19 protein-coding genes are annotated in these 20,837 nt (G+C 68.4%); 14 read left to right on the top strand and 5 right to left on the bottom strand.

Annotated features, from left to right (window positions below; translation table 11 throughout):
* The first annotated feature begins 6 nt into the window (after nt 1-6).
* The 8 genes from GAA2_RS12480 to GAA2_RS12445 all read left to right on the top strand — a co-directional run bounded on the left by GAA2_RS12480 (nt 7) and on the right by GAA2_RS12445 (nt 8,751).
* On the top strand, nt 7-1,542 hold the full coding sequence (locus GAA2_RS12480) for an NlpC/P60 family protein (protein ID WP_035760326.1): 1,536 nt from the start codon (nt 7-9) through the stop codon (nt 1,540-1,542).
* A gap of 142 nt (nt 1,543-1,684) precedes the next feature.
* On the top strand, nt 1,685-2,869 hold the full coding sequence (locus GAA2_RS12475; protein WP_096273976.1) for an AAA family ATPase: 1,185 nt from the start codon (nt 1,685-1,687) through the stop codon (nt 2,867-2,869).
* Nucleotides 2,859-3,797, top strand: a complete 939-nt coding sequence (locus GAA2_RS12470) for a DUF58 domain-containing protein (RefSeq protein WP_006436238.1) — start codon at nt 2,859-2,861, stop codon at nt 3,795-3,797. The genes GAA2_RS12475 and GAA2_RS12470 overlap by 11 nt, the downstream gene beginning before the upstream one ends.
* 3 nt (nt 3,798-3,800) lie before the next feature.
* Entirely contained in the window at nt 3,801-4,769 is a 969-nt protein-coding gene (locus GAA2_RS12465) for a VWA domain-containing protein (RefSeq protein ID WP_024498157.1), read from the top strand.
* Between the two features lie 88 nt (nt 4,770-4,857).
* Nucleotides 4,858-5,592 (top strand): 3-oxoacyl-ACP reductase FabG1, encoded by a 735-nt coding sequence (gene fabG1 / locus GAA2_RS12460; RefSeq protein WP_024498158.1) that lies wholly within the window; start codon nt 4,858-4,860, stop codon nt 5,590-5,592.
* 70 nt (nt 5,593-5,662) lie between these two features.
* Nucleotides 5,663-6,502 (top strand): NADH-dependent enoyl-ACP reductase InhA, encoded by an 840-nt coding sequence (gene inhA, locus GAA2_RS12455; RefSeq protein WP_024498159.1) that lies wholly within the window; start codon nt 5,663-5,665, stop codon nt 6,500-6,502.
* Nucleotides 6,503-6,518: 16 nt separating this feature from the next.
* Nucleotides 6,519-7,598 (top strand): ferrochelatase, encoded by a 1,080-nt coding sequence (locus GAA2_RS12450; protein ID WP_024498160.1) that lies wholly within the window; start codon nt 6,519-6,521, stop codon nt 7,596-7,598.
* 475 nt (nt 7,599-8,073) lie between these two features.
* Entirely contained in the window at nt 8,074-8,751 is a 678-nt protein-coding gene (locus tag GAA2_RS12445) for a hypothetical protein (RefSeq protein WP_024498161.1), read from the top strand.
* Here GAA2_RS12445 and GAA2_RS12440 read toward each other — a convergent pair.
* On the bottom strand, nt 8,721-9,569 hold the full coding sequence (locus GAA2_RS12440) for a serine/threonine protein kinase (RefSeq protein ID WP_096273978.1): 849 nt from the start codon (nt 9,567-9,569) through the stop codon (nt 8,721-8,723). The two genes, GAA2_RS12445 and GAA2_RS12440, sit on opposite strands and share 31 nt — an antisense overlap.
* A gap of 119 nt (nt 9,570-9,688) precedes the next feature.
* On the opposite strand from GAA2_RS12440, the gene GAA2_RS12435 reads away from it, so the two are divergent.
* A complete protein-coding gene (locus GAA2_RS12435; protein ID WP_096273980.1) occupies nt 9,689-10,516 on the top strand; it encodes a DUF3097 domain-containing protein in 828 nt (275 codons plus the stop codon).
* On the opposite strand, the gene GAA2_RS12430 is transcribed toward GAA2_RS12435, so the two are convergent.
* On the bottom strand, nt 10,513-11,532 hold the full coding sequence (locus GAA2_RS12430; RefSeq protein WP_096273982.1) for an IS481 family transposase: 1,020 nt from the start codon (nt 11,530-11,532) through the stop codon (nt 10,513-10,515). The genes GAA2_RS12435 and GAA2_RS12430 overlap by 4 nt on opposite strands.
* 183 nt (nt 11,533-11,715) lie before the next feature.
* On the opposite strand from GAA2_RS12430, the gene GAA2_RS12425 reads away from it, so the two are divergent.
* Both GAA2_RS12425 and GAA2_RS12420 read left to right on the top strand, forming a co-directional pair.
* The gene (locus GAA2_RS12425) at nt 11,716-12,144 is read left to right on the top strand and encodes an NfeD family protein (RefSeq protein ID WP_024498098.1); all 429 of its coding nucleotides are present in this window, start codon (nt 11,716-11,718) and stop codon (nt 12,142-12,144) included.
* 45 nt (nt 12,145-12,189) lie between these two features.
* Entirely contained in the window at nt 12,190-13,383 is a 1,194-nt protein-coding gene (locus GAA2_RS12420) for an SPFH domain-containing protein (RefSeq protein ID WP_024498097.1), read from the top strand.
* Nucleotides 13,384-13,412: 29 nt separating this feature from the next.
* On the opposite strand, the gene GAA2_RS12415 is transcribed toward GAA2_RS12420, so the two are convergent.
* Genes GAA2_RS12415 through GAA2_RS12405 form a run of 3 tightly spaced genes read right to left on the bottom strand, consistent with a single transcriptional unit; the run spans nt 13,413 to nt 15,453 of the window.
* Complete coding sequence (locus GAA2_RS12415; RefSeq protein WP_024498096.1) at nt 13,413-14,036, bottom strand: hypothetical protein; 624 nt, start codon at nt 14,034-14,036, stop codon at nt 13,413-13,415.
* Nucleotides 14,033-14,641 (bottom strand): hypothetical protein, encoded by a 609-nt coding sequence (locus tag GAA2_RS12410; RefSeq protein WP_024498095.1) that lies wholly within the window; start codon nt 14,639-14,641, stop codon nt 14,033-14,035. The genes GAA2_RS12415 and GAA2_RS12410 overlap by 4 nt, the downstream gene beginning before the upstream one ends.
* Before the next feature lie 53 nt (nt 14,642-14,694).
* Nucleotides 14,695-15,453, bottom strand: coding sequence for a TVP38/TMEM64 family protein (locus GAA2_RS12405; protein WP_024498094.1), 759 nt, complete (start codon nt 15,451-15,453; stop codon nt 14,695-14,697).
* A 165-nt stretch (nt 15,454-15,618) separates the two neighbouring features.
* Between GAA2_RS12405 and GAA2_RS12400 the strand changes: the two genes are divergently transcribed.
* Genes GAA2_RS12400 through meaB form a run of 3 tightly spaced genes read left to right on the top strand, consistent with a single transcriptional unit; the run spans nt 15,619 to nt 20,833 of the window.
* On the top strand, nt 15,619-17,553 hold the full coding sequence (locus tag GAA2_RS12400; RefSeq protein WP_096274954.1) for a methylmalonyl-CoA mutase family protein: 1,935 nt from the start codon (nt 15,619-15,621) through the stop codon (nt 17,551-17,553).
* Entirely contained in the window at nt 17,550-19,835 is a 2,286-nt protein-coding gene (gene scpA, locus GAA2_RS12395) for a methylmalonyl-CoA mutase (RefSeq protein ID WP_191834378.1), read from the top strand. Before GAA2_RS12400 ends, scpA begins: the two co-directional genes overlap by 4 nt.
* On the top strand, nt 19,835-20,833 hold the full coding sequence (gene meaB / locus GAA2_RS12390; RefSeq protein ID WP_096273986.1) for a methylmalonyl Co-A mutase-associated GTPase MeaB: 999 nt from the start codon (nt 19,835-19,837) through the stop codon (nt 20,831-20,833). The genes scpA and meaB overlap by 1 nt, the downstream gene beginning before the upstream one ends.
* Nucleotides 20,834-20,837 lie beyond the last annotated feature (4 nt).

The raw sequence follows: 20,837 nt of genomic DNA, 5'->3' as shown, positions 1-20,837 counted from the left end.
GTTCAGGTGAGGCGAGGAAGAACAGGTGCGTCCTGGCCGGCGCGCGTCACGGCGGCCATGGCTGCCGTTCTCATCTGTGCGGTCGGCGCCGGTCATGCGGTCGCCACCCCGAAGAAGGCGCCCGAGTCGCCGGTGTCCGGGCTGATCAACGAGATCGCGGCGGTCAACCAGGACATCGTCGACCTCGACCAGGCCCTGGCGATGCGGCAGGAGAACGTCAACCGCGCGATCGTCGACTTCCAGAACTCACTCGCCCAGCGGCGACTGGCCACGGTCGCCGCGCGCGGTGCGCGCACCGAACTCGACCGGGCCGGCCAGGCCGTCGTCGAGGCGCAGAAGGCCTTCGACGGGTTCGTCCGCCTCGCCTACCAGCAGGGCGCCGAGCAGGGTTCGATGTCCAACTACGTGGCCTCTCCGGACCCGCAGGCGGTCCTGGACCGGATGAAGCTGCTCGACCAGGTCGGCAAGAAGCAGCAGGAGACCATCCGTCGACTGCAGGTCGCCCGCAACCAGAAGGCCAATCGCCTCGCCGCGGTCGAGGCGACCCGCCGGCAGGCGTCGTTCGCCGCCAAGAGCGCCGAACAGCGCAAGCGCGACGCGCTGGCCGCGGTCGCCGAGGCCCGGACCGCCGTCACCGAGCAGCAGCAGCGCAAGGCGACCCTGGTCGCCAAGCGGGACCGCGTGCAGAAGAAGATCGACTCGATCCGCGGCTACGTCCCGAAGAAGAACGCCGCCGGGCCGTCCACCCGTGAACTGCTGTCCGACCTCTTTCCGTCGGCCCCGGCCGCCCTCCCGGATCTGCCGACCACCAACGTCTCCGACAACGAGCTGCTCGCGATCGCCGCGCGTGCCGCCGCGAAGATCGCGGTGGAGGTGGGATCGGCGGCTCTCGGCGTCGGCCTCGACATGGGTTCGCAGATGCTCTCGGGCATCATCGGGGAGCAGCGGCTCCCGCAGTCCGAACTCCTCAACGAGCTCGGCCTCGGTGGCGTGGACCTCACCGGCAGCAGCGGCAACGACAGCCTGAGCTCACGGCTGGGTTCGGGCAGCCTGGGCTCCCTGTTCGGCGGTTCCGGTGGCGGCGGCGGATCGGGCGGCATGGTGCGCCCGGGCCTGCGCGGCCCGCAGGCGGTGGAGATCGTCGTCAACCGTGCCCTGTCGCAGCTGGGTGTCACCTACGCCTGGGGCGGTGGCGACGCCAACGGTCCGACGCAGGGCATCCGCGACGGCGGTGTCGCCGACAGCTACGGCGACTACCGCAAGGTCGGTTTCGACTGCTCGGGCCTGATGATGTACGCCTTCGGCGGCGTGGGCATCGAACTGCCGCACTACACGGGCTACCAGTACACCTCGGGTCCGCACTTCCCGCTCTCGCAGATGCGTCGCGGCGACATGATCTTCTACGGTCCCAACGCGAGTCAGCACGTCGCGCTCTACCTGGGCGACAACAAGATGGTCGAGGCCCCGCAGTCCGGTGATGTGGTGAAGGTGTCGCCACTGCGCACCAGCGGTGCGATGCCGAACGTGGTCCGCCTGCTCTGAATGCGTCTGACCGACGAGCCGTGGATCTTCTTGGCAGCTTTTCAGTTCGCACGGCTAGGCTGGCACAAACACGCGGGGGTGCCTTCGGTCCCGGCGTGTCCTCACCAGCGAGCAGCAGAGTTCAGATGAACAGGAGCACGGGTTGACCGAATCGCACTCCCTCGACAAGGCGGCCACGGGGGACCCGGCCGCGGCAGGCGCCGATTCGTCGGTGCTGAGCGACGCCGACGTCGCCCTGCTCGAGCGGGCCATCTACGAGGTCAAGCGCGTCATCGTCGGTCAGGACCAGCTCGTCGAGCGAATCCTCGTGGGTCTGCTCGCCCGCGGGCACATCCTCCTCGAAGGTGTTCCCGGCGTCGCCAAGACGCTCGCGGTCGAGACCTTCGCCAAGGTCGTCGGCGGGTCCTTCTCCCGGGTGCAGTTCACCCCCGACCTGGTGCCGACCGACCTCATCGGTACGCGGATCTACCGCCAGGGCCGCGAGGAGTTCGACACCGAGCTCGGTCCGGTGGTCGCGAACTTCCTCCTCGCCGACGAGATCAACCGCGCGCCCGCCAAGGTGCAGTCCGCGCTGCTCGAGGTCATGGCCGAACGGCACGTGTCGATCGGCGGCAAGACCTATCCGATGCCCGACCCGTTCCTCGTGATGGCGACGCAGAACCCCATCGAGAACGAGGGTGTCTACCCCCTGCCGGAGGCACAGCGCGACCGCTTCCTGTTCAAGGTGCTCGTCGACTACCCGTCGGTGGAGGAGGAGCGCGAGATCGTCTACCGGATGGGCAATGTCCCGCCGACGGCCTCGCAGGTCCTCGACCCCGCCGCGATGCTGCGGCTGCAGAAGACCGCCGCGAACGTCTTCGTCCACCACGCGCTCGTCGACTACGTCGTCCGCGTCATCAACGCGACGCGCCGCCCGGCCGAGCTCGGTCTCAGCGACGTCGCATCGTGGCTGTCCTACGGTGCCTCGCCCCGCGCGACCCTGGGTATCGTCGCCGCCGCTCGCGCGCTCGCGTTGGTCCGCGGGCGCGACTACGTCATCCCGCAGGACATCGTCGAGATCATGCCCGACGTCCTCCGTCACCGTCTGGTGTTGTCATACGACGCCCTGGCCGACGAGATCGACGCCGACCAGGTCATCACCCGGGTCTTGCAGACCGTGGGACTCCCGCAGGTCGGCGCGCAGCCGGTGGCGCAGAACTCCTACCAGTCGGGTCCCGGTCCGCAGGGCCACGCCGCCGGCGTGCCGCAGGGTGCCAACGGCTATGCCGCGCAACAGGTTCCGCAGGGTTCCGGTCCGGTGAACCCGAATTCGCGGTATGGCGGCTAATCGGGACCTGCCGAGCCTCGGTGCCGGGTTGCTCGAGGAGCCCCAGCTCACCGCGGCTCTGAAGATGTTGGAGCTCACGGTTCGCCGCAAGCTCGACGGTGTGCTGCAGGGCGAGCACCTCGGACTCATCCCCGGACCGGGTTCGGAGCCGGGCGAGGCGCGCGCCTACCAGCCGGGGGACGACGTCCGTCGCATGGAGTGGTCGGTCACCGCGCGGACCACCCAACCGCACGTGCGCCAGATGATCGCCGACCGCGAGCTCGAGACCTGGCTCGTGGTCGATGCGTCGGCGAGCCTCGACTTCGGCACCGTCGGCTGCACCAAACGAGACCTCGCGGTGGCCGCGGCAGCCGCGATCGTGCACCTGACCACCGGCGGCGGTAACCGTCACGGCGCCCTCGTCGTGACCGGCGACGACCTCGTGCGGGTACCGGCGCGGGCCGGTCGCGCCCATGCACAGAACCTGCTCAAGGCGATCGCGACGACGCACCGGAGTGCTCCCGGTGTCCGCGGAGACCTCAAGGCCGGCATCGAGGCACTGCGGCGGCCGCAGCGCCGTCGGGGTCTCGCGGTCGTGATCAGCGACTTCCTCGGGCCGATCGACTGGGAACGATCGCTGCGCGCGATCGGCGCCCACCACGAGTTGCTCGCGGTCGAGGTCCTCGACCCGCGTGACCTCGAACTGCCGCCGATCGGCGAGGTCACCCTCGCCGACGCCGAATCGGGGGAGATCCACGACGTGACGGTCACCGAGGACCTCCGACGCGACTTCGCCGCGGCCGCGCGGGCGCATCAGCAGCGCGTGCACCGGACGCTGCGCAGCTGCGGTGGCGCCACGCTGACGCTGCGCACCGACCGCGAGTGGATCGCCGACACCGTGAAGTTCATCGCCCAGCGACGTCGCGGCCTCGCCGCCGGGGTGGGGTAGACCATGCTGTCCAGTCCCTGGTGGTTGTTGCTGCTGCTCGTCGTGGCGCTGCTCGGCGCCGCGTACGTGTACATGCTGCGTCGTCGTCGGCAGCGGGCGCTGACCTTCGCGAACCTCGATCTCCTGAAATCCGTCGCACCCGCCGACCGCAACCGGTTCCGCCATGTGCCGATCGCGCTGCTGATCATCTCGCTGATCCTGCTGACGGTCGCGCTGTCGGGTCCGCAGGCCGACCGCAAGGTCCCGCGCAACAAGGCGACGGTGATCCTCGTGATGGACGTGTCCCGGTCGATGAACGCGACCGACGTGGCGCCGTCGCGCATCAGGGCCGCCCAGCAGTCGGCGAAGAAGTTCGCCGACGAGTTGACCGAGGGCATCAACCTCGGGCTGATCTCCTTCGCCGGGACCGCGGCGAGTCTGGTGTCACCGACCCCCGACCACAACGCGACAAAGGTCGCCGTCGACAAACTGAGACTCGACGACAAGACGGCGACCGGCGAGGGCATTTTCGCGGCACTGCAGCAGATCAGCACGCTCAACGCCGTCCTCGGCGGTGGTGAGGCGGCCCCGCCGGCGCGGATCGTGCTCCTGTCGGACGGCAAGGAGACCGTGCCCGACGATCCCGACGACCCCCGCGGCGCCTTCACCGCGGCCCGCAAGGCCAAGGAGGAGAAGATCCCGGTCTCCACCATCTCCTTCGGAACCCGGACGGGCACCGTCGAACTCGAGGGCGACCGGGTGCCGGTCCCCGTCGACGACGATTCGCTCCGCAAGATCGCGAACCTGTCCGGCGGCGACTTCTTCACCGCGGCGAGCCTCGACGAGCTCAACAAGGTGTACGAGAAGCTGCAGAACGAGATCGGCTACGAGACCCGGCGGGGGGACAATTCGAAGCCGTGGCTCATCGCAGGTACGTTGTTCGCGCTGGTCTCGGCGTTCGCAGCCCTGGCGATCAATCGCCGGCTGCCCTGACCCGAACCCACTGGTCCGACCCACTGGCGTGCCACGTCCGCCGACCACCGCGACGCCGCCCCCAACAGAACGGATAGGTTAGACACCCATGACGGCATCCAGCAGCGAAGCGCAGAATCCTTCCCGGTCGGTCCTGGTCACCGGCGGCAACCGCGGGATCGGCCTGGCCGTGGCCCAGCGCCTGGCCGCCGACGGACACAAGGTCGCGGTCACCCACCGCGGGTCGGGTGCGCCCGAGGGGCTCTTCGGTGTGAAGTGCGACGTGACGGACTCGGAGTCCGTCGACGCGGCCTTCGCCGAGGTCGAGGCCCACCAGGGGCCGGTGGAGATCCTCGTGGCCAACGCGGGTATCACCGACAACATGCTGCTCATGCGATTGTCCGAGGAGTCCTTCGAAAAGGTCATCGACGCCAACCTGACCGGCGCCTTCCGTTGTGCGAAGCGCGCCACCAAGGGCATGCAGCGCGCGAAGTGGGGCCGCATGATCTTCCTCGGCTCGGTGGTTGCCATGTCGGGTATCCCCGGCCAGGTCAACTACGCGGCGTCCAAGGCCGGCCTGATCGGTATGGCACGTTCGATCGCCCGCGAGATCGGGTCCCGCAACATCACCTCCAACGTCGTCGCACCGGGATTCATCGAGACCGACATGACCGCGGCGATGGAGGATCGCTACATCGAGATGGCCAAGCAGGCCATCCCGCTGGGCCGTACGGGCAAGCCCGAAGACGTCGCCGCCGCCATCAGCTTCCTGGCCTCCGACGAAGGCGGCTACATCTCCGGCGCGGTCATCCCGGTCGACGGCGGCATGGGCATGGGCCACTGACCCACCCGGGTCAGACCCGCCACCGGCCACACCACATCTCAATCAACGTCGATCTCAGGAGCACATCTTCGTGAGCGGAATCCTGGACGGGAAGACCGTCCTCATCACGGGCATCATCACCGATGCGTCGATCGCCTTCCACGCGGCCGCCATGGCGCAGGAACAGGGCGCGACGGTGATTATCACCGGCATCCCCGAGCGGCTACGGCTGATCGACCGGATCGCGAAGCGGCTGCCCAAGGAGGTGCCGCCGGCCATCGGCCTCGACGTGACCAACGAGGAGGACCTCGAGGCGCTCGCCGGCAAGATCCGCGAGATCGCCCCGCAGGGCGTCGACGGACTCATGCACTCGATCGCGTTCGCGCCGCGCACCCTGATGGGTCCGGACGCCAAGCCGTTCCTCGAGGGGCCCGGCCCCGACGCCGCGAAGGCCTTCGAGATCTCGGCCTGGAGCTATGCGTCGCTGGCCCGCGCCGTGCTGCCCGTCATGAACGAGGGCGGCTCCATCGTCGGCATGGACTTCGATCCGCGCACCGCCATGCCGTTCTACAACTGGATGGGCGTCGCGAAGGCAGCGCTCGAGTCGGTGAACCGCTACGTGGCGCGAGAGGTGGGCAACGCCAAGAACGTTCGCTCCAACCTGGTCGCCGCCGGACCCATCAAGACCCTCGCGGCCAAGGCCATCGCCGGCACCGCGACCGATGATGCCAAGCAGCTCAACATGCTCAACGAGTACTGGGACGGTGCCTCGCCGATCGGCTGGGACGTCGACGATCCGACCGTGGTCGCGAAGTCGGTCTGTGCGTTGCTGAGCGACTGGCTGCCGGGCACCACCGGCTCCATCGTCTACGTCGACGGCGGCGCCAGCCACAACACCTGGTTCCCGGAGGGCATGACCTCCGGGTCGTGACCCGGGGAGACACGCAGTGGAGACCGCTTTCGATTCCGTCCTGTTCCTGTCCTTCGGCGGCCCCGAGGGGCCCGACGAGGTGATGCCCTTCCTGGAGAACGTGACCAGGGGCCGGGGGATACCACGGGAGCGACTGGAGTCGGTCGCCGAGCACTACCTGCATTTCGGCGGGGTGTCGCCGATCAACCGGCTCAACCTGGACATGATCGACGGCCTGCGCGCCGAACTGGCACGCCGCGGTCTCGACCTGCCGGTCTACTTCGGCAACCGCAACTGGCACCCGATGGCCGAGGACACCCTCGTCGAGATGTACCGGGCCGGGCATCGCCGGATCCTCGTCTTCCCGACGTCCGCATGGGGCGGCTACTCGGGATGCCGTCAGTACCACGAGGACATCGACCGCTCGCTGACGGCGCTCGCCGAACGCGAACCCGCGAGCACCACACGCGAGGGCGCTGTGGTGCTGCGCAAGCTGCCGCAGTACTGGTCGCATCCCGCATTCACCGCAGCCGGTGCAGATGCCGTTCGTCGGGGGATCGAGGCGCTCGGTGAGTCCGCCGACCCGGTGCGCCTGGTCTTCACCGCGCACTCCGTCCCGAACTCGGCCGACGCCGCCTCCGGGCCGGCCGCCGAGGGTGGCGGTCTGTACTCCCGCCAGGTGCTGGCGGCGTCGCGGGCCGTCGCCGACGCGCTCGGCATCGACGACTTCGACCAGGTCTGGCAGTCACGGTCGGGACCCCCGCAGATCCCGTGGCTCGAGCCGGACATCTGTGACCACCTGGAAGATCTTGCGGCACAGGGCGTCCGACGGGTCGTGGTCTATCCCGTCGGATTCATCTCCGATCACCTCGAGGTGATCTGGGACCTCGACAACGAGGCCGCCGAGACCGCGCAACGACTCGGCATGCAGTACGTCCGCGCCGACACCGTCGGTACGGACCCGCGGTTCGTCGAGATGATCGGCGAGCTCGTGGAGAACTATGCCACCGGCGGTGGCGACCTGGCCGCCATGGGCTGCGGCGACAACGGTCGGGTGTGCCGGGACCGGTGCTGTGTTCCGGCCCGACCGTCTCGGCCTCGGCCCGCAGACGCCTGACCGCTCGCGGGCGTCGAATCGACGTCGCGAGCACGTGCGCCGTTTTCTCGGAATAGTCGTGTGGGTCGTTCGACCAATTCTGGTCGACTACAGAAAACGCACCGGGACGATTTCTTGGTTCTATCCCAAATCGATCTCGGTAAACATTACTTGGTCGTCCGACCCATTGTTAGCCGGTTAAATCGAAATATAACAAAAGCGTAACGTAATAGCCGATGTGTGCCCTGCGTCACGATTCCAGTGGAAGCCTGCATATGCGCACGTCCAGTCCGGGGCGGCGACTGTAGGAGAGGAATCCACCATGGCAGAAGGACCAATTCGGCTCGAGATCGATTTTCTCGGCCCGATCCTCGAAGCGCTCTTCACTGGCTCCAGCAGTGGTAGCGAGGAGCCGACGACGCCCCCGCCTCCGGCTTGATTCGACTTCTCGGTGGGCCGCGTCGATGATGCGGCCCACCATTCATCTGCGATTCAGATGACCGAGACGGTTGTCCTGGCCGGCGACGATCTCGGGCCGGCAATCGAATTGCTCTCGGAATCCATCGGCGAGATCCCGATGTACGGATGGCTGCTCGGAGAGCACATCACCGACCGCGGACTGCGTGAGTGGCTGGCGGAGATCCTCGTGAGGCCGCTGCTGAACGCGGGGTGTGTACTCGGCTCCCGCCACGACGGGCAGCTCGTCGGGATGGTGATCTGGCAGCCTCACGACGTGGATCTCTCCCCGGACGGGACCCCGCCGCTGACGCCGGCCGATTTCACCCGGCTTGCGACCGTTCCCGGGGTGCGGGAGCGGATGGTCGAACTGCTCACCGGTCCTCAGTTGCCCCGTCCGGCAGCTGACGCGGTGGACCTCCGCATCGCGGCGGTCTCAGCCGCGGCCCGCGGAAGCCGGGCGATGACCGATATGATGCGCGAGGTCGAGAAGTTCTGTGTGACGACCTCCCGCCCGTACTATGCCTGGACCGGTTCGCCCCGACTGCGCGACTGGTACTCGCAGGCATGGGGCGCCTCCGTGTTCGCCGTCGAGGAGTGGAACGGAATCACCATGTACGGCCTCGTGTCCGAGCGTCCACCCCGGCCCCGACCGGAATCGGCGCGGTACCGCGAGATCTCGAGCCCTCAGCGCCGCAGCAGTTCGCCGATCGTGTGATTGACGGCCGCGGCTCGTGCGGTGCGCGTCAGCGTCTGTAACCCGCGCAGGGCGGAGTCACCCGAATCCCATTGGCCCGCACTGTCCCCGATCTCCACCCGGCGGGCGCCGGCCAGGTCGACGATCGCCTCGACCTGGGCGGCGGTGTCGATCAGGCGGGTCGAGCGGGCGTCGAGCGCATGCGGCGGCAGGGCGACGCGATGCCGGGCGGTGAGGATCGCGAGCTCCTTGCGGAGGTCGCCCGCGTCGAGCGATCGGCGTCCGCCGAGGCCGCCGATGATCATGGCCGCATCGCGGACTGCTTGCCGCAGATCGTATTCCAGGTCACCCGCAGACGGTCCGGACGACACCAGATGGTCGAGGTCCAGCCGATCCGCATACCGGAAGACCGTCCAGCGGCACGTCACGTACGGGGGATCGATGCCGAGGGTGGAGAACTCGGGGACGAGTGCGAGGGTGCCGGCCGTGTCCGAGTCGTCGACCAGGAGAACCTCGCCGGTGATCAGTGCCTTCGAGGTCGCGGGACCCGGTGGCAGTCCCTGCGGATCGCCGGTGGACGGCAGGCGCACGGCCAACCGTCGGGCTGATTTCAGCAAGCCCAGCAGGTCGAGTACGCCGCTGCCGTCGTGTATGTTGCTGCCGGATTCCGTTGCGGACGTGGACTGTTCGCTCTGCACCTCGTGCCGGTCGGCGGATTCGGCCAGTGCCTCGATCACGTCGTCGGGGGAGCAGCGTCCGGTCAGCCACGCAGCCGCCCAGGCGCCGAGGGCGCAGGTCGGCCACGCGACGATGTGAGGGAGGATGTCGCTGCGATTCATCAGGAGACAACGATACCGCCGTCCCCCTCCCGGTCGCCGGGCGTGGCAACCCGCTGCCGGTGTCCCGGGCGCATACGGTGTTGGACGCAGATGTCCAGGGACCGGAGAGGTGGAACGCGATGGATGACCGGTACGGACGCGATGTGCTGTCCCAGCCACGCCGGGCCAAGCCGCGTCCGGTGGAGGTCGCCGCCGACCGGGACCTCGTGGTCGAGGACGCCGCCACCGGATTCTGCGGTGCCGTCGTCGGTCTCGAGAAGAGTTACGCCGGCGACCTCGTCCGCCTCGAGGACCGGCACGGCCGGACCCGGGTGTTCCTCATGAACCCCGGCGCATTCCTCATCGACGGCCGTACCGTGACCCTCGTGCGCCCGCGCACGCGCGGCCCCCAGAAGCCCGCGACGACGGCGTCGGGTTCGCGCGCCGCACCCCGCACCCGCGCCCGCACCGCGCGGGCGAGCCGGATCTTCGTCGAAGGCGTGCACGACGCGACCCTGCTCGAACGAGTGTGGGGCGACGACCTGCGGGCCGAGGGCGTGGTGGTCGTCAGCCTCGACGGCCTCGACAACCTCGAAGAGGCGCTCGCCGAGTTCCAGCCCGCCCCGCACCGGCGCGCGGGGGTACTCGTCGACCATCTCGTCGCCGGTTCGAAGGAAGCCCATCTCACCGCCGAGGTCGGCGAGCACGTGCTGGTGTGCGGCCATCCCTACATCGACGTGTGGGAGGCGGTGAAGCCCGCGTCGGTGAAGATCACGGCCTGGCCGAAGATCCCGCGCGGCACCGACTGGAAGACCGGCGTGTGCGCCGAGCTGGGCTGGGGTGACCCCCGAGACGGATGGCGCCGGGTGCTCGGCGGAGTGAGTAGTTTCCGCGACCTCGAGGTGGATCTGCTGCGGTCCGTCGAGGAACTCATCGACTTCGTGACGGCCGCGGAAGAGGCCGGCTAGATGTACTGACCTGCCAGGTTGGGTACGCGGTCGGCGGGTGAGTTGCCTGCGAGTGCGGTGTGGCCGCGTTCGTGATTGTAGATGCGAAGGAACTCGGGGAACGCCGCGACGCGTTCGGACTCGCTGAGGTAGGGGCGAGCGTAGGCCCATTCCTCCTGCAGGGTGCGGTTGAAGCGTTCGACCTTGCCGTTGGTCTGCGGCCGGTACGGTCGGGTCCACTTATGTTTAATCCCGTTGTCGGCCAACAAGTCCCGAAATAATCGCGACCGGTAACACGACCCGTTATCAGTCATGACCCGCGCGGTGGTGACACCGATCGAGGCGAAGTGCGCCAACGCGCGGGTCATGAACGCGGTCGCGGTTTCCTTCTTCTCATCACCAAGGATCTCTGAGTAGGCGTAGCGGGAATGGTCGTCGACAGCGTGATGGAGGAACGCATACCCCAGGTTGGGGCGGCCGTGGACTTTGCGGGGTCGCCCGGGCTCGCGGTGGGCGCTGGAGTTGCGGCTGCCCTGAGCGCGGCCATGGACACGATGGCCGCCTCCGTCGGGGATTCTGCCGAGTTTCTTGATGTCGACGTGGATCAAGTCCCCGGGCGCTTGGCGTTCATACCGGCGAACCTCGCGTCTGCGGGCACGCACCGCGACCCCGGTCGCCGGATCGGTCCACGACAGTCGCAGACAGCCGTAACGGGTGAGGATGCGGTGCACCGTGGAGACGTTCAACCCCAGGTGAAACCCGATCCGTGCAGGCCCCCAGCGGCGCGAGACGCGCAACCCGACCACCCGGCGTTCCCGGCGCCGGTTGGTGCGATGCGGACACGAACGGGGCCGGCTGGACCGGTCGACCATTCCGGCCGACCCGAATTCACGGTATCGATCCGCCCACCGCTTGGCCGTGGTGACCGACACGTTGAACCGGTCAGCCGCGCGGCGCAATGGCCACCGGTCGTGCACGACGCACCGAGCCAGACGCAACCGACCAGTCGGGGACAACGGTGAATTACGGTGAGACACGAAGACCTCCGGGTTGAGGAGCGGTTCCTAGACAGCTCCACACCTCACTCGGAGGTCTTCCCTATGTCACGTCGACTCGCCGAACGCCGTACCTAACGTCCCGGGTCAGAACAGCTAGAGCATTCCGCATGCTCGCGCGTCCGAGGACCGGAGGGCCCCCGACAACTCTGGCAGACTGGACACATGAGCGCCCTGCTGTGGTTGGCGGCCGCGATCGTCCTGGTGGTCGCGGAGATGTTCGGTGGCGAACTGGTGCTGCTCATGCTGGCCGGTGGTGCTTTTGCCGCGGCCGGTGTCGATTTCGTCTGGGAACCGCCCCTGTGGGTCGAGGGTCTGGTCTTCGCCGTCGTGTCGGTGCTGCTGCTCGTCGCGGTCCGTCCGGTTGCCAAACGCCACATGCTCAACCGTCCCGCCGTGCTCATGAACACCGAGGCCCTCGAGGGGCGAGCGGCGATCGTCACCGAGAAGGTGGACCAGCACGACGGCCGGGTCAAGATCGGGGGCGACATCTGGTCCGCTCGGACGATGGATCCCGCAGAGGTCATCGAACCCGGAACCCATGTGACCGTCGTGCAGATCGACGGTGCGACCGCGGTGGTGTGGCGCCCCTGATCCCTCGACCCTGACCTGCTCGACGTTTCGCGAGGAAGGTGAATGATGGACGATTATCAGATCTTCGGCCTGGTCGTGGTCGTACTGCTGGTTCTGCTCGTGGTGGTGGTGCTGGTCAAATCGGTGGCCCTGATCCCGCAGGCGGAAGCCGCGGTGATCGAACGGCTCGGCCGCTACACCCGCACCGCGTCGGGACAGCTCACCCTGCTGTTGCCGTTCATCGACCGGATTCGGGCGCGCGTCGACATCCGTGAGCGGGTCGTGTCCTTTCCGCCGCAGCCGGTGATCACCGAGGACAACCTCACCCTGTCCATCGACACCGTCGTCTACTTCCAGGTGACCAACCCGCGTTCGGCGGTCTACGAGATCGACGATTACATCGCCGGCGTCGAGCAGCTCACCATCACCACGCTGCGCAACGTGGTCGGCGGCATGACCCTCGAGGAGACCCTCACCTCGCGCGATTCCATCAACGGGCAGCTGCGCGGAGTGCTCGACGAGGCAACCGGCCGGTGGGGTCTGCGCGTCGCCCGCGTCGAACTCAAGTCGATCATGCCGCCGCCGTCGATCCAGGAGTCGATGGAGAAGCAGATGAAGGCCGACCGCGAGAAGCGCGCGACGATCCTGGCCGCGGAAGGACAGCGGGAGTCGGCGATCAAGACGGCCGAGGGCAACAAGCAGTCGCAGATCCTCGCGGCCGAGGGCGCCAAGCAGGCTGCGATCCTCGCCGCCGAGGCGGACCGGCAGTCGCGCATCCTGCGCGCGCAGGGTGATCGCGCGGCGTACTACCTGAACGCGCAGGGCGAGGCGAAGGCCATCGAGAAGACCTTCGCGGCGATCAAGGCCGCCAAGCCCACCCCGGAACTGCTTGCCTACCAATATCTCCAGCAGCTGCCGGAGATGGCGAAGGGCGAGGGCAGCAAGGTCTGGGTCGTGCCGTCCGACTTCGGTTCGGCACTGCAGGGTTTCGCGAAGTCCTTCGGCGTCCAGGGCGACGACGGTGTGTTCCGGTACGAGCCGACTGACTCGCCGCCCTCGCAGATCGACGAGTCGGAGACCGAGGACTGGTTCTCGCTGGCCTCCGACCCCAAGGTTGCGCAGGCCGTCGCCGAGGCCGAGGCGGTGGCCCGCAAACCCGTCGCCCCGGAGATCGGTACCGGGATGGGCCGGTCGTCACGGCACCCGTCGCTCGATGCCGCGATCGAGGAGACCGGTACCACCCCCGGCACTTCCGGCTAGGTCACGACAGCTGGGACCGGACGCGCGTATCAGGTCGTGATGAGGTGTTCGATGCCCGCGAGTCCGATCGCCCACAACACCGATGCGAAGGTGCCCATGATGAACTGCTCCGAGGCCTGCGGGGCACGTAGTTCGGGATAGCGCGCGAGGCTCTTCACGGCGAGGATGATCGCGAGTCCCTCCGGCCATCCGGCCATCAGCGTCGTGACGACCGCGAGTCGCTCGAGGTAGCCGATCACGCGTCCACCGCGGAGCGGGCCGACCTCCGTCGGGTCGGACGGTTCCGTCTCGGTGGTGTCGGTGTCGGTGTCGTCGGTGTCAGGGTCGTGCGGTGGCGTCGGACCCGCCCGGACGCCGCCGAGTTGCAGTACCGCGCGCACCACCGGACCGCCACCGGTGATGGCCGCGATCGCCGCGATCACCGGCGCCGCCGCGGCGGCGAATCCGGCGGCGGGTCCGGCCGTCGCCGCGACGATCGCGGTCGCGGCCGCGAGGCCCAGCAGGATGATCAGGCCGATGGTGTGGATGATCGCCGCCGAACGCGGCACGGCCAGTCCATCCCGGGCACGTCCGCGCATCCAGTGTTCGACACCGAGCCAGAGCACGGGCGCGACGACGGTCAGCACGAGGAGGACGAGTGCGGTGCCGGTCATCGCGCGAGCTCCGCGTCCGAGGCATGACGATCGGCCTCGGCGAGCGCGTCGGCGAGGAGGTCGAGCGCATCCGGTTCCAGATCCCAACCGGCGGCGCGGAGCCGTTGGCTCATGGCCTGCGGCGTGATGTCGAGGGCGCCCGCGGCGTCGGCCTGGGTGAGTCCCCGCCGCATGAGTGCCACCGCCTCGATCCCGGCGGCACTCCGGGTGGCGACGATGTCGCTGATCAGGCGTCCGGCGGTCTGTGCGTGACGGCACCATCGGGCGTCGGGTCCGCGCACGCACAGCGGTATCCGCTGTCGTTTGGCCGCCTCGACCGCGTCTCGGGCGTAGAGGAAGGCGGTTCCGCGGCCGGCGCGGGTGGAGGAGGGCAGCGGCTGTTCCACGCCGCCGGTGCCGATGCCGACACTCCAGTGGCCGTCGGCGGTCAGTTCCACGGCGAGATGTGCCAGGGTCGTCGGATCGTCGAGAACACCCTGGATCTCGTCGCCGGCGGTGCGCTCGAAGGAGCGCACCGTGTCGACGTCGCCCAGGCGGGTGAGCACAGCGTCGACGCGATCGATGTCGGTGCGGCTTCCCCGCTGATCGACGGTCATGACGAACATCACACAAGCCTACGAGCTTGATCGAGCACGATCAAGTCCTAGGACTAGATGAATCAAGTGAGGGAGCTTGATGATCCCTTCTCAAGCCTGGGTGCTTGAGGACTATCGGACGCGACCGGCAACCGGGCGTCGAGGATCAATCCCGCGATCCCGACCGCGAAGAGTGCGCCGCTGACCAGTAGCTGCAGCGGATCGGTGTCGCCGGTCAGCGAATCGCCGAGCATCACCACGGCCGCGGTGCCCGGAGCCATGCCGATGATGCTCGCCACCGTGAACGGCACCGGTCGTACCGAGGACAACGCCGAGCAGTAGTTCGCGACCGAGAACGGGCAGGCCGCGATCAAGCGGAGGGAACCGACGGCCAGCCAGCCGCGACGTTCCAGGCGGTACTCGACGGCCTTGACGACCGGCTTCTTGAGGAACGGCCGCACCCGGTCGCGTCCGAGTGCCCGCACGAGACCGAAGGCCGCGACCGCCGCGATCGACGACGCGATCATCGCCCCCACGAAGCCGACGACCGGACCGAAGAAGATCCCGGACATGACGGTGAAGGTCGAGCGGGGGATGGGGGCGATCGTGACGACCGCATATGCCGCGAAGAACAGCCACGGAAAAGCCGGCCCGAGGTCGTCGCCCCAGGCGCGGACGCTGCCGATAGAGGGCAGTGGGATGAAGTAGGACCCGAGCAGGACCAGTGCCACGAGAGCGGCGGCGGCGAGTGCGCGCCGCACGACCCGACGGTCGAAGACGACGCGCCGTCGGCTGCCCGCCGCGTCGGGGGTCACCTCGGTGACGGGGGCTGGCTCGGGCACCCGGACACTCTACTCTGGATCCCACGAGACCCCTCGACCCTGCGACCTGCACGCACCCCGCTGGGTGGCACAGCTCACGCCGACCTTGTTGATGGGCCGAGCGAGCGATCGGCTAAGGTCGTGTACGCGCTCGCACAGAGCACTCACGGAGGTGTGCTTCCCCACATGCCACAGCAAACTGACCAGCCCAAACCCGAGTCAGATCTCGACGGCGCCTACCAGGCGTGGTCGAAGGCCGCCGCGGCCGTTCTGGCGAAATCGCGTCGGGTCGACGTCGACGAGCTCCCGGATACTCCGGAAGCCCTGCTCTCGACCGACACCGCCGACGGGCTGACCATCCGGCCGCTGTACACACGTCGCGACGAGACGACCGAACCAGGCCTGCCGGGCCGGTTCCCGTTCGTCCGTGGCGCCGATCCCGCTCGTGACGTCACCACCGGGTGGCGCGTCACCGAGCGGTTCGGCGACGACGCGACCCAGGCCGAGGACGTCAACGAACTCGTTCTCGAGGCGATGGCCAACGGCACCAGTGGACTCTGGCTGTCCGTCGGCAAGCCCGGTGGCGGTCTCGGTGTCGCCGACCTCGCCACTGTCCTGCGCGGCGTCTACCTCGACCTCGTGCCGGTGACGCTCGACGCCGGTACCGAGGGCATCGCCGCCGCCCGGGAACTGTTGTCGCTCAAGGAGAAGGCGCAGGCCGCCCCGGTCGCCGCACCTCCCACCGCGGCGACCACGCACTCCTTCGGACTCTCGCCGCTGACCGCGGCGTTCTCCGGTCGTGCCACCGTCGACGCCGACGAGGCCACCGCGCTCGCCGCGTCGAACCTCCCCGCCGGGGTCCGGACCTTCCGCGTCGACGGCAGTGACTTCGCGACGGCCGGCGCCGACAACGGCCTCGAACTCGCCCTCGTGGCGGCCGCCGCGGTCGCGCATCTGCGTGACCTGACCGCCGCCGGTCTGTCCGCCGAGGCGGCACTGAACCAGATCACCTTCGGTGTCTCGGCCGACGACGACCAGTTCGCGACGATCGCCAAGTTCCGTGCGCTGCGCAAGATCTGGGCCCGGGTGGCCGAGGTCGTCGGTGCGCCCGACGCCGGTGGTGCACTGACCCACGGCGTGACGGACCTGTCGATGTACTCCCAGCGTGACCCGTGGGTCAACATGCTGCGCAGCACCATCGCCGCATTCGGCGCGGGTGTCGGCGGCGCCGACCAGCTGACCGTCCTGGCGTACGACGCGACGATCCCGGCCGACAAGCGCACCTCGAGTGCGTCCTTCTCGCGCCGCATAGCCCGCAACACCCAGCTGTTGCTGCTCGAGGAGTCCAACATCGGACGTGTCCTCGACCCGGCCGGCGGTTCGTGGTTCGTCGAGTCGCTGACCGACGACCTCGCCGCCAACGCATGGGCCGTCTTCACCGAGGTCGAGGCCGCCGGTGGCTACCGCGCCGCTCTCGACAGCGGCTGGATCGCCGAGAAGGTCGAGGCCTCGCTGGCCCGACGCGACGCCGAGGTCGCACACCGACGCATCTCGGTCACCGGCGTCAACGAGTTCCCGAACATCGACGAGCGGGCCCTCTCCGATGCCCAGGGCGCCTCGGTGTCGGGCGTGACCGACGTGGTCACCGGAACCCCGAAGCTGGCCCGTGTCGGCCGTGCCTTCGAGGCGCTGCGCGATCGCTCCGACGTGGTGCTCGCCGAGCAGGGTGCGCGCCCGTCGATCCTGCTCATTCCGCTGGGCAGCGTCGCCGAACACAACGGACGCACCACCTTCGTGGCTAACCTGCTGGGTGCCGGCGGCATCACCGTGGTCAACCCGGGCCCGCTGACCGCCGACAAGATCGGCGACGCGGTGGCCGGCTCGAAGGCCACGATCGCGGTCATCTGCGGTACCAAGGCGCGCTATGCCGAGGAAGGTCCGGCGGCGCTCGCGGCCGCACGTGCGGCCGGTCTCTCCAAGGTCCTGCTCGCCGGCCCGGACAAGGAATGGCCCGAATCCGATGATCGTCCCGACGGTTCGCTGCGTGTCGGTATCGACGCGGTGAGCACCCTCGGGGATCTCCTCGATCAGCTTCTCTCTACTTCGGGAGCGACGGCATGACCCAGACCGAACCCAACCTGTCACAGTCCGATTCGGCCCAGTCGATCCCGAGCTTCGCCGGGGTTGAGCTCACCGGGGGACCGGCCACGACAGTCGCCGGACCCGGTGCGCCGGTCACCGAGGAACTGGCCTCCGCACACGGCTACTCGGTCGACCAGGTCACCTGGAACACGCCCGAGCAGATCGACGTTGTGCCGGTGTACACCCGCACCGATCGCAACGAGATCCTCGACGACGCCGAGCATCCGTACCCGCTCGACTCGGTTCCCGGAGAGGCCCCGTTCATCCGTGGCCCGTACCCGACGATGTACGTGAACCAGCCGTGGACGATCCGGCAGTACGCGGGTTTCTCGACCGCCGCCGAGTCCAATGCCTTCTACCGCCGCAACCTCGCGGCCGGTCAGAAGGGTCTGTCCGTGGCCTTCGACCTCGCGACCCACCGTGGGTACGACTCCGACCACCCGCGCGTCGCCGGAGACGTCGGCATGGCCGGTGTGGCGATCGACTCGATCCTCGACATGCGTCAGCTCTTCGACGGCATCGACCTGGGCAACGTCTCGGTGTCGATGACGATGAACGGTGCGGTGCTGCCGATCCTGGCGCTCTACGTCGTGGCGGCCGAGGAGCAGGGTGTGCCACCGGAGAAGCTGGCCGGGACCATCCAGAACGACATCCTCAAAGAGTTCATGGTCCGCAACACCTACATCTATCCGCCGAAGCCGTCGATGCGGATCATCTCGAACATCTTCGAGTACACCAGCCAGAAGATGCCGAAGTTCAACTCGATCTCGATCTCCGGCTACCACATCCAGGAAGCCGGTGCGACCGCCGACCTGGAGCTGGCCTACACGCTGGCCGATGGCGTCGAGTACATCCGTGCGGGCCTCGAGGCCGGTCTGGACATCGACAAGTTCGCGCCGCGTCTGTCCTTCTTCTGGGGCATCGGCATGAACTTCTTCATGGAGGTCGCCAAGCTGCGCGCGGCGCGTCTCCTGTGGAGCGAGCTCGTCGCCGAGTTCGATCCGAAGAACGCGAAATCGCTGTCGCTGCGGACACATTCGCAGACATCGGGCTGGTCGTTGACCGCACAGGACGTGTTCAACAACGTGGCACGCACCTGTGTGGAGGCGATGGCGGCGACGCAGGGTCACACCCAGTCGCTGCACACCAACGCGCTCGACGAGGCGATCGCCCTGCCGACCGACTTCTCGGCCCGCATCGCGCGTAACACCCAGCTGCTGCTGCAGCAGGAGTCCGGCACCACCCGTCCGATCGATCCGTGGGCCGGTTCGAACTATGTCGAGTCGCTCACCCACCAGCTGGCGCAGAAGGCGCGCAAGCACATCCGCGAGGTCGAAGAGGCCGGCGGCATGACGCAGGCCATCAACGAGGGTCTGCCGAAGCTGCGCATCGAGGAGGCCGCGGCGCGCACGCAGGCCCGCATCGACTCGGGGCAGCAGCCGCTGATCGGTGTGAACAAGTACCAGGTGGCCGACGACGAGGAGATCGAGGTCCTCAAGGTCGAGAACTCCAAGGTGCGCGCCGAGCAGCTCGAGAAGCTCAGCACCCTTCGCGCACAGCGGGATTCCGCCGCGGTCGAGTCGGCACTGGCCGACCTGACCCGCGCCGCGGCGTCGTCGGAGGGTGGCATGGAGAACAACCTGATGGCCCTGGCCATCGAGGCCGCGCGTCATCAGGCGACGGTCGGGGAGATCTCCGAGGCGCTGGAGAAGGTCTACGGTCGTCATCAGGCGGAGATCAAGACGATCAGCGGGGTGTATCGACATGAGGCAGGCGAGGTGAGCAACATCGACGCGGCGATCGAGGCGGTACGCCAGTTCGCCGAGGCCGAGGGCCGCCAGCCGCGCGTGCTGGTCGCCAAGATGGGCCAGGACGGTCACGACCGCGGCCAGAAGGTCATCGCGACCGCCTTCGCCGACCTCGGCTTCGACGTCGACGTGGGCCCGCTGTTCGCCACGCCGGAGGAGGTGGCCGCCCAGGCCGCCGACAACGACGTGCACGTGGTGGGTGTGTCGTCGCTGGCCGCCGGTCACCTCACCCTGGTTCCCGCGCTGCGGGAGGCGCTCAAGGAAGTCGGGCGCGAGGACATCATGATCGTCGTCGGCGGCGTCATCCCGCCGGGTGACTTCGCCGAGCTGTACGAAGCGGGCGCCGCCGCGATCTTCCCGCCCGGATCGGTCATCGCCGACTCGGCCGTGGAGCTCATCGGCAAGCTCGCCGACACCCTCGGCCTGGAACTGCCCGGGGTGGCCGCGAACTGATGGCGGACAGTCCTCGGCGTCGCGTCGACGTCGACGCGCTGGCCGATGCCGTGCTGGCCGATCGTCGCGCCGACCTGGCGCGTGCGATCACCCTGGTGGAGTCCAGGCGCCCCGATCATCGGGCGGCCGCGCAGGAGTTGTTGCTCAAGCTGACCCCGCATGCGGGCAACTCGTTCCGGGTCGGCATCACCGGTGTTCCGGGTGTGGGTAAGTCGACGACCATCGAGGCGCTCGGCATGCACCTGGTCGAGTTGGGGCACAAGGTGGCGGTTCTCGCCGTCGACCCCAGTTCGACGCGCACCCGCGGCTCCATCCTGGGCGACAAGACCCGCATGGGCAGGTTGTCGACGGAGAAGAACGCGTACATCCGTCCGTCACCGACCTCGGGCACGCTCGGGGGTGTGGCGAAGGCCACCCGTGAGTCGATCGTGCTCGTGGAGGCCGCGGGATTCGACGTCGTCCTCGTGGAGACCGTCGGCGTCGGGCAGTCCGAGGTCACCGTGGCCAACATGGTCGACACCTTCACCTTCCTGACGCTGGCCCGCACCGGGGATTCGTTGCAGGGCATCAAGAAGGGTGTCCTGGAACTCGCCGACGTGGTGGTGGTGAACAAGGCCGACGGCAAACACCTCAACGAGGCGAAGGGTGCGGCTCGCGAACTGCGGAACGCCCTGGGACTGATCTACCCGCACGACGCCCTCTGGACACCGCCGGTGCTCACGATGAGCGCGATCGAGAAGACCGGCATCGACGAGTTCTGGGCCACCGTCGTCAAACACAACCAAACCCTCAGGGAGGCAGGCGAATTCACTGCCCGCCGCAACCAGCAGCAGATCGACTGGACGTGGTCGATGGTCCACGACATCGTGCTCAGCCGGCTCGCGGAGTCGCCCGGCGTCCGCGACATCCGCGGCACCGTCGAGGAGGAGCTGCGCGAAGGTGTGCTCACGCCGGCGCTCGCCGCCCAGCGCATCGTCGACGCCTTCGACAATCGCTGAGCGG

The organism is Gordonia ajococcus (assembly GCF_012974285.1).
GTDB classification, from domain to species: Bacteria; Actinomycetota; Actinomycetes; order Mycobacteriales; family Mycobacteriaceae; genus Gordonia; species Gordonia amicalis.
The sequence above is the reverse complement of the archived record's forward strand: the minus strand, read 5'-3'. Positions and strand labels throughout refer to the sequence as shown.

Coding starts and splice junctions, on each gene's coding strand:
- GAA2_RS12425 (WP_024498098.1), top strand. CDS start 11,716: ATGAGCGCCCTGCTGTGGTTGGCGGCCGCGATCGTCCTGGTGGTCGCG.
- GAA2_RS12465 (WP_024498157.1), top strand. CDS start 3,801: ATGCTGTCCAGTCCCTGGTGGTTGTTGCTGCTGCTCGTCGTGGCGCTG.
- GAA2_RS12400 (WP_096274954.1), top strand. CDS start 15,619: ATGCCACAGCAAACTGACCAGCCCAAACCCGAGTCAGATCTCGACGGC.
- fabG1 (WP_024498158.1), top strand. CDS start 4,858: ATGACGGCATCCAGCAGCGAAGCGCAGAATCCTTCCCGGTCGGTCCTG.
- GAA2_RS12410 (WP_024498095.1), bottom strand. CDS start 14,641: ATGTTCGTCATGACCGTCGATCAGCGGGGAAGCCGCACCGACATCGAT.
- GAA2_RS12420 (WP_024498097.1), top strand. CDS start 12,190: ATGGACGATTATCAGATCTTCGGCCTGGTCGTGGTCGTACTGCTGGTT.
- GAA2_RS12445 (WP_024498161.1), top strand. CDS start 8,074: ATGACCGAGACGGTTGTCCTGGCCGGCGACGATCTCGGGCCGGCAATC.
- GAA2_RS12415 (WP_024498096.1), bottom strand. CDS start 14,036: ATGACCGGCACCGCACTCGTCCTCCTCGTGCTGACCGTCGTCGCGCCC.
- GAA2_RS12440 (WP_096273978.1), bottom strand. CDS start 9,569: ATGAATCGCAGCGACATCCTCCCTCACATCGTCGCGTGGCCGACCTGC.
- GAA2_RS12470 (WP_006436238.1), top strand. CDS start 2,859: ATGGCGGCTAATCGGGACCTGCCGAGCCTCGGTGCCGGGTTGCTCGAG.
- meaB (WP_096273986.1), top strand. CDS start 19,835: ATGGCGGACAGTCCTCGGCGTCGCGTCGACGTCGACGCGCTGGCCGAT.
- GAA2_RS12435 (WP_096273980.1), top strand. CDS start 9,689: ATGGATGACCGGTACGGACGCGATGTGCTGTCCCAGCCACGCCGGGCC.
- scpA (WP_191834378.1), top strand. CDS start 17,550: ATGACCCAGACCGAACCCAACCTGTCACAGTCCGATTCGGCCCAGTCG.